General features: G+C 32.6%; 12 protein-coding genes. All 12 read right to left on the reverse strand.

Annotated features, from left to right (window positions below):
• Positions 1-2: 2 nt before the first annotated feature.
• Positions 3-992 (reverse strand): mannose-1-phosphate guanylyltransferase, encoded by a 990-nt coding sequence (locus BBI01_RS11880; RefSeq protein ID WP_065394901.1) that lies wholly within the window; start codon positions 990-992, stop codon positions 3-5.
• 6 nt (positions 993-998) lie between these two features.
• Positions 999-3356: a GumC family protein gene (locus BBI01_RS11885; protein WP_065394902.1), complete on the reverse strand. Its 2358-nt coding sequence runs from the start codon at positions 3354-3356 to the stop codon at positions 999-1001.
• A gap of 72 nt (positions 3357-3428) precedes the next feature.
• On the reverse strand, positions 3429-4721 hold the full coding sequence (locus tag BBI01_RS11890) for a nucleotide sugar dehydrogenase (protein ID WP_065394903.1): 1293 nt from the start codon (positions 4719-4721) through the stop codon (positions 3429-3431).
• A gap of 61 nt (positions 4722-4782) precedes the next feature.
• The gene (locus BBI01_RS11895) at positions 4783-5607 is read right to left on the reverse strand and encodes a polysaccharide biosynthesis/export family protein (RefSeq protein ID WP_065394904.1); all 825 of its coding nucleotides are present in this window, start codon (positions 5605-5607) and stop codon (positions 4783-4785) included.
• A 37-nt stretch (positions 5608-5644) separates the two neighbouring features.
• Complete coding sequence (locus BBI01_RS11900) at positions 5645-7573, reverse strand: polysaccharide biosynthesis protein (RefSeq protein ID WP_065394905.1); 1929 nt, start codon at positions 7571-7573, stop codon at positions 5645-5647.
• A 131-nt stretch (positions 7574-7704) separates the two neighbouring features.
• Positions 7705-8841 (reverse strand): DegT/DnrJ/EryC1/StrS family aminotransferase, encoded by a 1137-nt coding sequence (locus tag BBI01_RS11905; protein ID WP_065394906.1) that lies wholly within the window; start codon positions 8839-8841, stop codon positions 7705-7707.
• A 22-nt stretch (positions 8842-8863) separates the two neighbouring features.
• The gene (locus tag BBI01_RS11910) at positions 8864-9328 is read right to left on the reverse strand and encodes a regulatory protein RecX (protein WP_165602254.1); all 465 of its coding nucleotides are present in this window, start codon (positions 9326-9328) and stop codon (positions 8864-8866) included.
• 51 nt (positions 9329-9379) lie between these two features.
• Positions 9380-10645: a serine hydroxymethyltransferase gene (gene glyA, locus BBI01_RS11915; protein ID WP_065394907.1), complete on the reverse strand. Its 1266-nt coding sequence runs from the start codon at positions 10643-10645 to the stop codon at positions 9380-9382.
• Between the two features lie 127 nt (positions 10646-10772).
• Positions 10773-11678: an NAD(P)/FAD-dependent oxidoreductase gene (locus BBI01_RS11920; protein WP_065394908.1), complete on the reverse strand. Its 906-nt coding sequence runs from the start codon at positions 11676-11678 to the stop codon at positions 10773-10775.
• Between the two features lie 91 nt (positions 11679-11769).
• Entirely contained in the window at positions 11770-13296 is a 1527-nt protein-coding gene (locus tag BBI01_RS11925) for a glycosyltransferase family 39 protein (RefSeq protein ID WP_065394909.1), read from the reverse strand.
• 145 nt (positions 13297-13441) lie between these two features.
• Entirely contained in the window at positions 13442-14653 is a 1212-nt protein-coding gene (locus BBI01_RS11930; RefSeq protein ID WP_065394910.1) for an efflux RND transporter periplasmic adaptor subunit, read from the reverse strand.
• 121 nt (positions 14654-14774) lie between these two features.
• Complete coding sequence (locus tag BBI01_RS11935) at positions 14775-16046, reverse strand: ABC transporter permease (protein ID WP_065394911.1); 1272 nt, start codon at positions 16044-16046, stop codon at positions 14775-14777.
• Positions 16047-16053: the final 7 nt, after the last annotated feature.

A 16053-nucleotide genomic window follows, 5' to 3' on the forward strand; every position in this document is an offset into this window, starting at 1 on the left:
ATCTATTTATACTCTGTTTCAAGGTTTTCGTAAATGTCCTTTACTTTTTGAGATTTTTCTTTTTTCAATATTAAAATTGCGTCATGAGTAACAACCAAAATACTTTTTTTGATCCCTAGAAATTCTGTATGAATATTTGTTCCTATTACCATATTTCCATGTTCATCTGTTGGATGCCCATTATCTTTTAAGTAAGTATATAGAGACTCAAAAGAGCCCATATCAGACCATTTAAAATTTGATTTTACTACTTTAAGGCGATCTGTCTTTTCCATTACTGCATAGTCTACAGATATGGATGGAATATTCATACTCTCCTCAACAGGTAATCTATCATCTGTTCTTGCATTAAAAGCAATTTCGGATTTTGTATAAACCTCAGGTTGATGCTTTTTAAGCTCTTCTAAAAAGATTCCAGCCTTAAAACAAAACATTCCTGAATTCCATAAAAAATTACCTTTTACGATAAATTCCTGAGCAGTTTCAAGATTGGGTTTTTCTCTAAATCCTAATACATTATTACCCTCTACTTGGATATAACCAAATCCTGTTTCTGGTTTAGTCGGAACTAATCCAAATGTGACAATTGAATCTTGTTTTGCCAGTTCAATTGCTTCGTTAACAGCTCTTTCATATTCATCTTCATCTTCTATTAAATGATCAGAAGGTGTAATAAGTAAGATATCATTTTTATCTGCAGAGAATGCTGCAAAAGCTATAGCTGCTGCAGTATTTCTTGGTGAAGCTTCTATTATTTGCTGATATTTTTGAATATCAATCTCTTTTAATGCTTCAGAAGATAATTCGAAATTATCCATATTACCTATTACTGTTAAACCATCACAAAGAGTAATATTTCTCATTGCAGTCAACTGAAAAAGAGATTTTTCACCAAAGATATTCAGATACTGTTTAGGCTTATTTTTTCTGGATAAAGGCCAAAGCCTGCTGCCCACTCCTCCAGAAAGTATTACATTAATAATTTTCGTCATTACAATCTAAAGTCTCTCTTTAATTTTTTCCAACCACGTTTTTTCTTTAGCTGAATAGCCATAGCCATATTTATTTCCATAGCCATAATGATTCTTATCCACATCATTAAGTACAAATCCTACATTTTTAATTTTGTTGCTATCAATATTATTATTAGCAAACTCCACAAGAGATTTTTCGGTATATCTAGATCTTGCAACGTATAATGTAGCATCAGCTAGATCTGCAAATAAGAAAGTATCTGTTACTAATAATAGAGGAGCAGTGTCTATAACAATATAGTCATACTTAGTTCTCAGATTATCTAATAACTCTTCGTATCTACCATTACTTAGTAATTCTGTTGGGTTTGGTGGAATCATCCCGGAATAAATGACATCACAATGTGGATTAAATGAAGTAACATGTATTATATCTTCCAATCTTGTTTGATCTGAATACAAATATTCTGTCAAACCAGTTAACCCTCTTCTGGATGTATTATAACGCTGAAGCTGAGGGTTTCTTATATCTGAACCAATAATGATCACCTTCTTTTTAGGGGTTGCTAAAGTCAAAGCTAAATTAACAGAAACAAAAGTCTTACCTTCACCCTTAACCGAAGAAGTCACAAAAACTACTTTCCCTTTTTCTTTCTTAGGTAGTAAAAAGTTCATATTTGTAATTAAAATACGGAATGCTTCTGCCATTGGAGAAAGATCATTAACCTGTACAATATCTGAGTCTCCTTTTAAAACCGTTGGTAATTCTCCTAATACAGAGGCATGAGAAAGTTTTTCTAAATCATTCTTGCTCTTAACTTTGTTATTTAATATATCTTTAAGATATATAAAAATGGCAGGTAAAATAAGTCCAACTAATAATGCTCCTAATAGGAAAAGTACTTTTTTGGGAGCTACAGGGGTTGGTGATGCATAAGCATAATCGATAATTCTGGCTTTATTTGCTGTAACCGCTAAAGATATTGCAGTTTCTTCTCTTTTCTGTAATAAGAGTAAGTATAAATTCTCTTTTATTTGTTGTTGTCTCTCAATACTTCTAAACATTTTTTCCTGAGCAGGAATTTTGGTAATTTTAGAACTTATAGTATTTTGTTCACCCTGATATTGATTTTTAGCTAATTGTAATCCTGTTCTATTTTTCAATAAACTTTCCATTACAGAACTTCTCAATGAAGATATTTGTTTATTAAGATCAATTACTAAAGGGTTTTGAGGTGTAGCATTTTCAAGCAATCTATTTCTCTCTAAAACAAGTTGATTATAAGCAGCTATATTAGAAGATGCTGTAGAATTATTTAACCCTACATTGGAAGGTAATACCTGTGTGTTATTTTGTCTTCCCATAAAATCCACTAAAGCATTGGTAAGCTCAAGTTGAGATTCTAATTCTATTTGTTTTGCTCTAGCTTCAGCTGATGTTTCAAGGCTTATTCTTGCTTCTGTTGATAAGTCTGTAATTTGGTTACTTGATTTAAAACGTTCTTTTTCATTTTCAACCTGTCCCAGCTCTTTTGATATAAGATTGATTCTATCATCAATAAAGTCTTTAGTTTTCTGAGACTCAGAATTTTTATCACTGATAGCATCATTATTATATACCGTTACTAAAGTATTTACAATATCTTTAGCTTTATTTATATTTGCATAGTTTAAAGATAGATTTATAACTGTTACATCTTTATTAGCTAAGCTTACACCTACTATTTTTTGTAAATAATTCACAGTAGCTTCTTTGGAAGAATAAGTAAAATACATATTACTAACATCTCCTGCTTTAGACTTATTGTATGTAGGATTTTTGATAATTAATAAATTAGCATAAGGTAAACTAATTGTTTTATTGAATTGTGTTTTAACTTCTGGAAAATTATCACTTGTCAAAATAATATTTTGTCCAGAAATTTTAATGCTTACAGGTTTTATTTTACTTACGTAATCTTTTTCATTAATAACCTGAATGATTATAGGTGAGGTTTCTTTATATAATTCGTTATCATTTAAGTTAGATTTCGCATATATTGAAGTCTGCAGGTTATTCTGCTTTACTACCTCATTCATGAGTTTTTTAGACTTGAAAATCTCTATTTCATTATCAATACTATTGGTTCCCATTCCTCCAAAACCTGATAAATCTTGTAAAACACCAAATTCACCTCCTACAGAAGGTGTTTTTTTAGCATCTTTAATCAGCACTGATGACTGAACATTAAATATAGGTGTAGCAAACTTTAAGTAAAAGTAAGTTGCAATGAGACATATGATAGGAACAATTATAAACCATACCCAGTTTATTAAATAGGGTTTAATTATCTCCTGAATATTAATTTCCTTTTCTGATCCTTCAATAATTGGATTATCCATTATCTAGTTTTATATTTTTATAAATTATCCGCTATGTTTAATAACAGAGATTGATTAGTTTTTATTATTAAATTAGAGTCTTGCATCAACTAAGCTTCTGTCTATACATGCTTTAGTATCAAAAATGACACTATCTTCTTTTTTTATTTTTTCAAAATCTAATGTGAGAAACTCTTTGTGAGATACTGCAATAATAATAGAATCATACTTTTTATTATTATCCAGTTGATCAAGAATATTTACACCATATTCATCCTTAACTTCTTCCTTATCCGCCCATGGATCAAAAATATCTACATCTACTCCATAATCTTTTAGTTCATTATAGATGTCGATAACTTTTGTATTTCTTACATCAGGACAGTTTTCTTTAAAAGTTACTCCTAAAATTAAAGACTGAGAATTCTTAATTATATTCCCTTTAGCAATAAGCAGTTTTACCACTTTTGATGCTATAAATTTTGCAATTGAATCATTTACTCTGCGTCCTGATAATATGACATCAGGATGATATCCTAATTGCTCAGCTTTATGTGCAAGATAATATGGATCTACTGAAATACAGTGCCCTCCAACTAGACCTGGTTTATATTTCAGAAAGTTATATTTTGTTCCGGCAGCTTCAAGGACATCATTAGTATCGATCCCCATTCTATCAAAAATGAGCGCTAATTCATTCACAAAAGAAATATTTACATCTCTTTGTGCATTTTCAATTGCTTTTGAAGCTTCTGCTACTCTGATACTAGGTGCTTTATGAGTACCTGCTGTAATAATTTTTTTGTATAAATCATCAACTTCCTGTGCTATTTCAGCTGTAGATCCGGAAGTTACTTTCATTACACTGGTTAAAGTATTTATCTTATCTCCAGGATTGATTCTTTCAGGAGAATACCCTACAAAAAAATCTTCATTAAATTTTAATCCAGAATATTTCTCCAGAATCGGAACACATTCTTCTTCTGTACAACCAGGAAAAACAGTAGATTCAAATATCACAATATCTCCTTTCTTAAGAATTCCTCCCAACATCTTTGATGCAGTAAGCAATGGATTCAAATCCGGAGCATTATATTTATCAATAGGAGTAGGTACCGTTACAATAAATACATTACATCCTTCGATTTCCTGAATATTACTTGTTCCTTTATAGCCTATAGTTCCTGCTGACTCATTATAACGATTTAAACTTTTATTAAGTTTATCAATATCCGCTTCTAATGTTGCATCATGGCCATTATTAAGCTCATTAATTCTTTCTATATTAATATCAAAACCCAAAACCGGATAATGGTGAGCAAACTCTAAAGACAAAGGTAACCCTACATATCCTTGTCCAATAATGGCTATATTATATGATTTCATTCGTTTGTGATTCTATCAAAAAATTAAAACTAATATTTTTGATAATTTAATTACTTTACTTTTATTTTTTAAATAAACCTATAACAACGGCAATAGCTGTAACTCCAATAGAAATAGCGGTTAGATAAAGCCCGGTATTAGGATTCTGTCGTGAAGCAATTTCTTTTGCTTTAGTTGACTGAACAATAATTGCATCACCTTGCTTTAGGTTATAAAATGGAGAGTTAATTAAATTAGCATCCTGTAAATTAATTTTACCATGGGTAACGGTTCCATTCTCAGTTCTTATGACCAATACGTCTGTTCTTTTCCCATATCCTGTTAAATCACCAGCAAGTCCTAAAGCATTCAAAATAGTTGCATGCCCATTAGTCACAGTATAATCTCCTTGTCTGTTAACCTCCCCAAGTATTGTAATTTTAAAATTAGCAATTCTTACACTTACAGTTGGATTTATAACATACTGACTTACTTTTTCTCTTAATTCATCTTTAACATCAATCAGAGTTTTACCAGTGGTGTTAACTTTACCAATAACCGGAAAATCAATATTACCGTTATTATCTACAATGTAAGTAGGTCCTGACAATGTAGACATTCCTTGATTAGGCATATTTCCTCCAGCATAGGTATTATTAGTCTGAATCATTTCAGCGGAAGAATAGCTCTGGTTAAATGGCTTTACAACATCCATATCTTTTGCAGTAATCAGGATAACCAGCTGATCTCCTGTTTGAATTGTATTTCCAGAGTTTTTTGCAGATGATTCAATAGCCACTTGTTCTATATTCTGCATATAGTTTAAATCATTCTGACCAGCATTATCCTTAACCTTACATGATACTAATAAGAGTATAGAAAACAGTCCTAATATTCTACTTTTCATATTTTAAAATTGTACAAATATACATTTATATTTTTTCCTATTTATCCAAAACCTCGTAGATGGAATTATTACTTATAAATTCCGGTACAATCAGTTTAAGAATCTTTACCACTTCCACTTTTTCCTGCATTATAGAGGCTTCGGTTATCTGGTTTACCAAACTTTCTATTTCTGAAAACGACATCGTAGGATCTTTAGAAATCATAATTTTTTCATTATGAGTAGGAAGTGTTTTTGCATTATCACTTAATAGTTCCTCGTATAATTTTTCTCCAGGTCTTAACCCAGTATAAATAATTTTAATATCAATATTAGGCTCAAAACCTGATAGTTTGATCATTCTTCTTGCAAGATCAAGGATTTTCACCGGTTCACCCATATCAAAAACAAAAATCTCACCTCCTTGCCCCATAGTTCCAGCCTGAAGAACCAATTCACAAGCTTCAGGAATAGTCATGAAGTATCTTACAATATCAGGATGGGTAATAGTAACCGGACCTCCTGCCTCAATTTGCTTTTTGAAGTGAGGAATAACAGATCCATTTGATCCTAATACATTTCCAAATCTAGTTGTAATGAATTTTGTAGTATTACCTTCTGCATGTTGTAAAGACTGAACAAATAACTCTGCTGCTCTTTTAGATGCTCCCATTACGTTAGTTGGATTTACAGCTTTATCTGTTGAAATCATTACAAATCTGTTCACTTTGTAACGACTAGATAAAAGAGCAATATTTTTTGATCCTAAAACATTTACACGGATTGCCTCATTTGGATTATCTTCTACAAGAGGGACATGCTTATATGCCGCAGCATGATATACCATTGAGAAGTTATAAGTTTGAAATAACGGCTCTACTCTATGAATATTGGAAACATCAGCAAGTACAAATTTGAATCTGATATGAGGAAATTTTTCCTTCATCTCAAGCTCAATATCATATAAAGGTGTCTCTGCTTGATCTAGAACAACAATTAAAGATGGTGTAAACTGAGCAACTTGTCTTATAATTTCACTTCCAATAGAACCTGCTCCACCCGTAACCAACACATTTTTACCGTAATGTCTGCTTTTTACCTCTTCATTCTCTATTTTAATAGGCTTTCTATTAAGAAGGTCTTCAATTTGAAGATTTCTGATAGAGCCTCCCAAATCACTATCTCTCAACTTACGTACCGAAGGAGCTTTAAATACATTCAAATCTTTTTCCAAGAATAAATTTACCCAAGAATTCATTTCATTTTTGGACATCATTTCTTTGACGATGATAACTCCATCGATAACAAGATCTTCTTTTGTATTTTCTTCAATTTTTTCTTTAGCGTAAATTGGTTTACCAAGAAGTGATGCTCTTTTTGAATCAGTTCTCTGTGTCAAAAAGCCAACTACATGATACGGAAGGTTTGGATTGTCTAGAATGGCTCTTGCTATAGCAATAGATTGTTCATCGATTCCTAATACTAAAATTCTCTTTTTTAAAGCACTTCTTCTATACTCTCTTACAATGTGAAAAAACTCTTTAACATACAGTCTAAAGAGAAATAAGCCCATAAATGATATAACAAAATACAGAACAAGGTAAGGCGTCAGAATAAATTTACCTCCTGTCATCCAAAAATATATCACGTTAATTGTTGCAACGACAAACATTGTACAAAAACATGATACAAAAAGTTTAAAAAGATCTATAAAAGTAGAATGTCTGATTATTCCTGCATAAGTCTTGAAAATATACATAAAAAAAGTATTCACTAATATGATAAAAGCAAAAACAGCACTTTTATCTTCATGATATACAAATTCTTTTTGTGTTATCTTTTCTATGATATATGTAGAAAGAAACAAAGATATTACCAAAATTATAATATCTATTATAAGTATTATCCACCTTGGAAGGTATCTTACATCTGAGAGATTGACAACATTATCCCCTCCAAATATTTTTTTCCTGAAAGAATTATACATTGTCCTTATTTGTGTTCATAGTGTTATTATTCGGTACAAGACCCTATTTATTAAATTCAATTAATACTTGGGAATTCATGCAAAATTAAAATAAAATCTCATCAATTCCCTAAATCTAGAAAAATAAAATTTTAGTATCTGAGATTAATCAGCAAACTTTTTATTTTATCTTTATCATTATCAGACAAATTCGTGCCTGATGGTAAACATAAACCCTTGTCAAAAAGTATACCACAAAGGTTATTTCCAAAGAATTTATACTTATTAAACAATGCCTGCAAATGCATTGGTTTCCATAAATACCTAGTTTCTATACTATTTTCTAAAAATATTTTTTTTATCTTTTCTTTCGTTACCTCATAATCATTTTCTTCGATGATAACTGTATTTAGCCAATAATTAGAAAAAAAGTCATTATTGGGTTCTTTAAAAAGTGATATTTCATCATAATTTTTAAAAACTTCATTATAAAAACTATGATTTTCTCTACGTTTTGATATTCTATCTTCCAAAACTTCCATCTGTCCTCGACCAATTCCGGCAGAAATATTACTCATTCTGTAATTGTATCCCACCTCTGAATGGCTGTAATAATCTTTATCTTCTTTTGCCTGTGTAGCAAAATATAGTGCTTTATCTTTATATTGTTGATTCCTAGAAATAAGTATACCTCCTCCCGAAGTTGTTATAATTTTATTTCCGTTAAAACTGATAATTGAAAAATCACCAAAAGTACCACATGGTTTACCCTTATATTTACTTCCTAAAGCTTCTGCACTGTCTTCAATAATAGGAATTTCATATTTCTTGGATATCCCAATAATTTCATCTACCATAAATGGCATTCCGTAAAGCGAAACTGTAATGATAGCTTTTGGTTTTTTTCCTTGTTCCAGGCAGTATTTAATTGCATCCTCTAAAGCATTAGGACACATATTCCAGGTGGAAGCTTCACTGTCTATAAAAACAGGAATAGCTTTTTGATAAAGAACAGGATTAGCAGAAGCTACAAACGTAAAAGACTGACATAGAACAAAATCTCCTTCCTTCACATCTAATAATCTCAAAGCAAGATGTATTGCTGCCGTGCCGGAAGACAGAGCTGTTACGAATGAGTTATATCCAAGATGATCTTCAATAATTTTTTCAAATGCGTCTATATTTGAACCATATTGAGAGATCCAGTTGGTATCAAATGCATCTTGTATATATTTCAATTCATTTCCTCCCAAATGTGGAGGTGACAGCCAAATCTTTTCCCCTTGCAAGCTTTTTGTGTTTGTTTTTTAATCAGTCAAAAATATCATTTATTTTCTCATATTCAAAGCCTCTGCTCATCAAATATTTTATTGTCTTTGATTTTCTTTGATATTCCTGTAATCCTTTTTGTTTGGACGAATAATCTTCGTAAATTCTCTGAATTGTCTTAAAATAATCCTCTTCATATATTTCATCAAAACACATATTGATCAGCTTTTCAGAGATCTGTTTCTGCTTCAGATTCATTTTAATCTTATTTCGTCCCCAATGCTTGATGTAAAACTTTCCTCTGATATAGCTTCTTGTAAACCTTTCCTCATTAAGATAGTTTTCCTTCATCAGATAAAGAATGATTTCTTCTTTTGCTTCATCTATTAACAGAAACTCTTTCATTTTCTGTTCAACTTCCGCATGACAACGATCCTGATATACACAATAGTTTACCAGTTTCAGTTTAATTTCGTCAAAAGTAAAAGACTTCTTTTCCATATGGATAAAAAAAGAATGAGCTATCGCCCATTCTTTATATGATATTATATTCTATTATTAGTAGTTGAATAATGCTTTACCTTCCATTAATTCATTAACTTTCTTTCTTACAGATGTAAGAACTTCTTCATTCTTGATATTGTCTACCACTTCAGAAATTAATCCTGCAATAGTATCCATATCATTTTCTTTAAGACCTCTTGTTGTAATTGCCGCAGTTCCTAATCTGATACCTGATGTAATGAACGGAGATTTATCATCGAAAGGAACCATGTTTTTATTACAAGTAATATCAGCAAGTACTAATGCTTTCTCAGTTTCTTTACCGTTTACTCCTTTATTTCTAAGGTCTACCAACATTAAATGGTTGTCTGTACCACCACTTACAATGTCAAATCCTCTATCGATCATTGCTTTTGATAATGCTTGAGCATTAGCTTTAACCTGTTTTGCGTAAGTTTCGAATTGTCCGTCTAAAGCTTCACCGAAAGCCACTGCCTTACCAGCAATCACGTGCTCTAGCGGTCCTCCTTGAATTCCTGGGAATACAGCACCATCCAATACCTGGCTCATCATTTTCGTTTCTCCTTTTGGAGTTTTGTGCCCATAAGTATTTTCAAAATCTTTCCCCATCATGATCATTCCTCCTCTTGGACCTCTTAAAGTCTTGTGAGTAGTAGTAGTTACTACGTGGCAGTGTTCAAATGGCGAGTTTAATAATCCTTTCGCTACTAAACCAGCAGGGTGTGCGATATCCGCCCAAAGAGTGGCTCCGATTTCGTCTGCGATTTCTCTGAATTTTGCATAATCAAGATCTCTTGAATAAGCAGAGAAACCAGCAATCATCATTTTTGGTCTTTCTCTTAAAGCAACTTCTCTCATCTGATTGTAATCAATAAGACCTGTTTCTCTTTCAACTCCATAAGAAACCACTTCATATTGGATTCCTGAGAAGTTTACAGCAGATCCGTGAGTAAGGTGCCCTCCCATTGAAAGGTCCATTCCCATAATCTTATCTCCAGGTTTCAAAACGGCAAGATAAATGGCTGCATTCGCCTGAGAACCGGAATGTGGCTGTACGTTCACATAGTCTACTCCGAAAAGTTCCTTTGCTCTGTTGATCGCCAATGTTTCAACCTCATCTACAACTTCACATCCTCCGTAATATCTTTTTCCGGGATATCCTTCAGCATATTTGTTTGTCAGTACGCTTCCCATTGCTTTCATTACATTTTCAGAAACAAAGTTTTCCGATGCAATAAGTTCTAATCCATGAGCTTGTCTTTGTCTTTCCTTTTCAATCAGGTCGAAAATAATATCCATTTTACTTTTAGTTTTTGAAATTTTTCACCCCAAATGTACGGAATTTTCGTTGAGATTTTAGCATTGAAAAAGATGATTTTTGAAGCAAAAAAAGAATTAATTCAAATTAAATTATCAATATTTTGTTTTAAAAATCTTCTTCTGAAAGTTCTTTATTCACCATTGCTCCTGTAAAATTACCTTGTGCAATAGCATTTGCTACAGACCTCATCATCGTTACGTTATCACCACAGGCAAAAACTCCGGGCGTTGTTGTTTTTTGCATAAAATCAACCTGGATATATCCCTGCTCTGTTAGTTTACAATCTAAACTTTGTGAAATATTGACATTCTGCTCAAAAGGAATTTTAGCATATAATACTTTTAAAGAAACATTATTTCCATTTTTAAAAACAATTTTTTGAAGCTGTCCGTTTTTATGTTCAAGTTTTTCAATTTTATCTTCATTGAGATTAATATTATTGCTTTTTAGTTTTTCGATCTGCTCAACGGTAAGTTGAGTTTTTCCATTGGTAAACAAAGTCAGATTTTTAGTCATATTAAAAATCAATTTTGAAAATTCATATGCCATATCTCCATCAGCAAGAATCCCTGTCTCTTCGCTTTTAACTTCATAGCCATGGCAATACGGACAATGTAATACGGAAATCCCCCAACATTCTGCAAATCCCGGAATATCCGGCATTATATCTTTCACTCCGGACGCTAAAATTACTTTTCGTGCCTGAAATTTTTCACCATCAAATGTTTCAATTTCAAAACCTAATGCATTTCTTTTTATAGAAATAACTGTTCCATCATAAAATTGAACTGTGGGGTATTTTTCGACATCATTTTTTGCCAGTTCACTAATTTCTTTTGGAGTTTTCCCGTCATGAGTTACAAAGTTATGTGAATGAGGAGTCTGTCTGTTACAAGGTTTTCCATGATCAATAATTAAGGTATTTCTGAGAGATCTGCCCAATGCCATTCCTGCTGACAAGCCTGCGTAGCTTCCGCCTATGATTATAACATCATTTTTTTTGTTTTCCATGTTTCAGTTGAGATTAAATTTCAATTTTACAAAGATAAAGCAAAAACCAATTAATGCAATTCAGTTGCGATAGTATTTATGTATCATTCCTTTACTTACTACTCCATCGGTCTTTCACCTCATTAATTTCATTCTGAATCCTGTTTCGTATATCAATTTTCGCATCTTCAAAACTAAAAATAACTGTTCCTCTTCCTCTTGCATATGGGTTTGTCACGGAATCAGCGATTTCAGCATGTTTAAAAAAATCACCTGTTTCCTCAAGTTCATTTTCTGAGTTATCTTTAACTCTAATTAGATTTTTATAATTCTTACTTAAATCCATCCAATCAATATAATCAGCATTAAATGAAACAGCTTTTACTCCTTTTGTTGAATAAAAATTAATTGCTCCTGCCTGTCCATAATTATCACAAAGTACGAGGGTATTTCCTGATTTTGACAATCGTGAATATTCTTTATCAACTTTCTGAGCTAGTTCTTTCCAACCTAACATATCTGCAAAATCCTGAGGTAAAGGGTGATCTTGACCATCTTCCCAGCGCAAGAGTCCAAATCTTTTATAAGAGTCCGGATTCTGAACTATAAATTCAGGGGTTTTATTTGGAAATGCTAAGTTATATATGGGTAAAAACAAAATAACAGGATGCAGAAGACAAACAGGTTTGAGATATTTTTTCCATCCACCATTTAAAATATCCTCTAGATAAACAGCACCAAAACCTATATAAACAGGATAAAGACCTATTGCATAATAGTCTTTTGCTTTAAAGAACATAAACAATGACATAGTGAAAACATATCCCCAGAAGAAAAACCTGATTTTCTCAAAAGCCTTATAAAACAGCAATGCATAAAAGCCAAACAAGATAACAAAAGTAACTCCGATAAAGAATAGTAATTGTGATTTCAAGAAGTCAAATCTATTGACATTTACTAACTGGTATTCGGAAAGCTCTTTCATATGATGAATTACCGGAAAACCATTATTATACTGCCAGACAAGGTTAGGAAAAATAATTATTAAAGCTAAGAGTGCTGCACCATATGTGTGAGGATTTGCAAAAATTCTTCTTTGTTTTGTTAATAAAAGCGCAGGAATAAATCCTAATGCAAGAAAAGCAATATTGTACTTATTTAATATTCCAATTCCAAAGATGGCTCCACCCCAATAAAGCCAACTTATCTTTTCAGTATTGATATATTTTATCAGAATATAGAAAAAGGAAGTCCACAACAGAACATCTAGTGAATTGGGCTGATACAGCATATTCAAGCGAAGTAATGAAGAAAACAGTAATCCTAAGGATGCAAGAAGGAGAGCAAAAAGACCGCCTTTTAATTCTTCAATAGCCTTCCATACAACAATCATCGTAAATGCTCCGAATAAAGCTGGAAAAAATTTAATCCAAAATACAGAACCACCCAATATCTTTATGAGCCATGAAATCCATGAGCTTACTGGAGGAACTGAAAGATATCCCCAGGCAAGATGATTTCCCTGATCCAGATGCAAGTATTCATCCCGTTGTAGCTCGTATTCAGGATTTATCAGTGTGTATTGAAGAATAAATTTCACAATAACAAACAGAAACAAAATCAGATAGCTTTTCTTCATGGTTATAATTTAAAACTAAAATTAAAACATTTTAAACTCTATTTTTATTACATTTTAAATTTAATTTGATGATCAAGCTAAATTTTATCAATAAAAAAACCCGAAGAAAATTCTCCGGGATTTACCAATTTATAATGTCAGTTTATTATTTTGACTTTGATTTTTCTTTCAGTTCTTCTTTATCTTTATCTGACGGATTCCAAACTTTCACTTCTGAATCTTTTGTAATATCCGATCCAGGAAGAATCTGAACATTGATTCCATCACTAGCACCAAGTTTTAGGTATACTTTTTTAAACTTACCATCTTTTTGCTTCACTTCTACGAAAGGAACATCTTTACCTTGTTTCTTCTCATATTGAACTAAAGATTCATCCAGTAATAAAGCATTTTTCTGAGAGCTTAATACAATCTCACCATTAGCAGAGAAACCAGCTCTGATATATTCGTTATTAGGGTTTTCTACATTTCCTTCTACCGGAAACTTGATCGTACCTGCGTTATCTTTTCCTTTAGGAGCAATCATTGTAAGTTTTCCAGGGAAAGTTTTATTTTGCAACGCCCCGATTACAATATTCATATCCATTCCTTCGCTTAGCTTTCCTGCTTGTGCTTCATCAATTTCTCCTTTAAAGATCAAAGAGTTTAGGTCTGCGATAGAACAGATCGTAGTTCCTGCGTTGAAGTTATTCGCTTCAATTACCTGGCTTCCTACTTTTACAGGAACTTCAAGAACGGTACCTGCTACTTTTGAACGGATTTGAGTAGTTGCCAGCCCTTGTCCCTGTAGTTCAGGAGTAGCTCCGGTTTTTGCGATTTGTAATCTTTTCTGAGCAGTATTCAATTGTTGCTGAGCATTTTTAAGGGTCTGTTGTTGTGAGTACAATTGTTGCTGAGCGTTCAGGAACTCTTGTTTAGAAGCAACGCCTTGCTTGTACAACTTATCCTGCATTTCAAATTGTTTCTGCATGTTCGCCACATTCATCTGAGCATTACTGATCTGAATCTGAGCATTCTGAACTTCCTGCTGAGAGGCATTTACTTCTGAGATGCTTGGTACAATTTTCACGGTTGCAATCAATTGACCTACTTCTACCTTATCTCCTTCCTTTACTAAGATTTTATCGATAATCCCTGCAATATTGGGTTTAATTTCAATTTCTTCTTTGGGAACAATTTTTCCGGTAGCCATCACCTTATCATCCATATTCTGAATGTTTGGTTTACGGGTAAGGAAGGATTCGCCTTCTTTTGAATTTGATTTCACAAGATAACCAATCCCTGAGAACAATGCCACTGCAAATAAAAGCCCCAACACAATATAAATGGCTTTTTTCCAAGTGAATTTCTTTTTCATATGTCTAGTTTATTTTTTTTTAATTAAAAGAGTAAAAGATTTAAAAATTAAAAGAGTAATACCGCATGGTTACGGATCATTTTTCATTTTCAAATTTTCAAATTATATCATTTTCAAATTATTATTCTGTTCTCAAAGCTTCGATCGGTCTGATTTTTACAGCTCTCTGCGCAGGAATCATTCCGATAATCAGTCCCAATATTACCATCACTGCCATCGCGGCAAATACGTTTCCATAGTTTACCGTAGGATTATAGAAAGGGAAGGAATCCTGTCCCTGAGTAACAGCATTTAGGATCATCAGTACAAAAATCCCGAACATAAATCCTAATAATCCTGAGGAGAGCGTGATAACAACACTTTCCAGAAGAATCTGATTTCTTACTTCAGCAGGCTTTGCTCCCAATGCCCTTCTGATTCCGATCTCTTTAGTTCTTTCTTTTACGGTGATCAACAAAATATTAGAGATCGCAATTACTCCGGCTAAAATCGTTAGTGTTCCTACAATAATAGTCAGAAGCTGCATTCCGGTAAGGAAACCTGTCAGTTTTTTAAATTCTTTTCCAAGATTGAAGCTACCGAATGCATTGGTATCTTCAGGGGAGACTTTATTTTTAGCTTTTAAGACCTGTTTTACCTCTTCTTCCACTGAGTTCACGTTAGCATTTGGCTTACTTACGATCGCAAACATATCAATCTGATCTCCTGCATTATACATTTTCGTATATGTAGAGAGTGGAATGAAAGCCGTTTGATCATTTTCAAAACCTCCTCCTTTTTTTACTCTGAATACTCCGATTACATTAAAGAATAGTCCTTTGATGTTGATAGATTGTCCTATTGGGTTTTCTTTTTTCTTGGAATCAAAGAAGTTCTTATAAATCTCTTCTCCTATAACCACTACATTTTTGTTACCGGAAACGTCTGCATCATTGATATAGCGTCCGAAAATAAGTTTCTTTTCTGAAATTTTATTCCCCACCGAGTAATCTCCCGTAAGAGAATAGGTAGCACTTTTACCGTTTCTGGACATAGATTCTCCAGGAGTTCCCGTAAAGCTTCCTCTGGCATTCTGGGGCGATATATAATCTACCTGTGTTACTTTTCTTTTGAGCATTTCCATATCGGAAAGGTTCAGGTGAACTTCTCTTCCTTTTGGAAACCCTTCGTAAGGAATAGAGGTTTTCTGTGCCCACAGGAAAATGGAATTGGTAGCAAACCCGGAAAATAATTTATCAAAACCATTCTCCATACCTTTTGCTGCCCCAAGAAGGCTCACATACAGGAACATTCCCCATCCCACTCCAATCATGGTAAGAAATGTACGAAGCTTATTATTTCTCAAAGAATAATAAATCTCCTGCCAGGTATCTTTTTTAAATATAATATTCACCTTTCTG

Origin of the sequence: Chryseobacterium artocarpi (assembly GCF_001684975.1) — a bacterium.
Lineage (GTDB): Bacteria > Bacteroidota > Bacteroidia > Flavobacteriales > Weeksellaceae > Chryseobacterium > Chryseobacterium artocarpi.

Bases quoted from the DNA above. Each gene is read 5' to 3' on its own strand.
- BBI01_RS11880 (WP_065394901.1), bottom strand. From the start codon at position 992: ATGACGAAAATTATTAATGTAATACTTTCTGGAGGAGTGGGCAGCAGG.
- BBI01_RS11885 (WP_065394902.1), bottom strand. From the start codon at position 3,356: ATGGATAATCCAATTATTGAAGGATCAGAAAAGGAAATTAATATTCAG.
- BBI01_RS11890 (WP_065394903.1), bottom strand. From the start codon at position 4,721: ATGAAATCATATAATATAGCCATTATTGGACAAGGATATGTAGGGTTA.
- BBI01_RS11895 (WP_065394904.1), bottom strand. From the start codon at position 5,607: ATGAAAAGTAGAATATTAGGACTGTTTTCTATACTCTTATTAGTATCA.
- BBI01_RS11900 (WP_065394905.1), bottom strand. From the start codon at position 7,573: ATGTATAATTCTTTCAGGAAAAAAATATTTGGAGGGGATAATGTTGTC.
- glyA (WP_065394907.1), bottom strand. From the start codon at position 10,645: ATGGATATTATTTTCGACCTGATTGAAAAGGAAAGACAAAGACAAGCT.
- BBI01_RS11920 (WP_065394908.1), bottom strand. From the start codon at position 11,678: ATGGAAAACAAAAAAAATGATGTTATAATCATAGGCGGAAGCTACGCA.
- BBI01_RS11925 (WP_065394909.1), bottom strand. From the start codon at position 13,296: ATGAAGAAAAGCTATCTGATTTTGTTTCTGTTTGTTATTGTGAAATTT.
- BBI01_RS11930 (WP_065394910.1), bottom strand. From the start codon at position 14,653: ATGAAAAAGAAATTCACTTGGAAAAAAGCCATTTATATTGTGTTGGGG.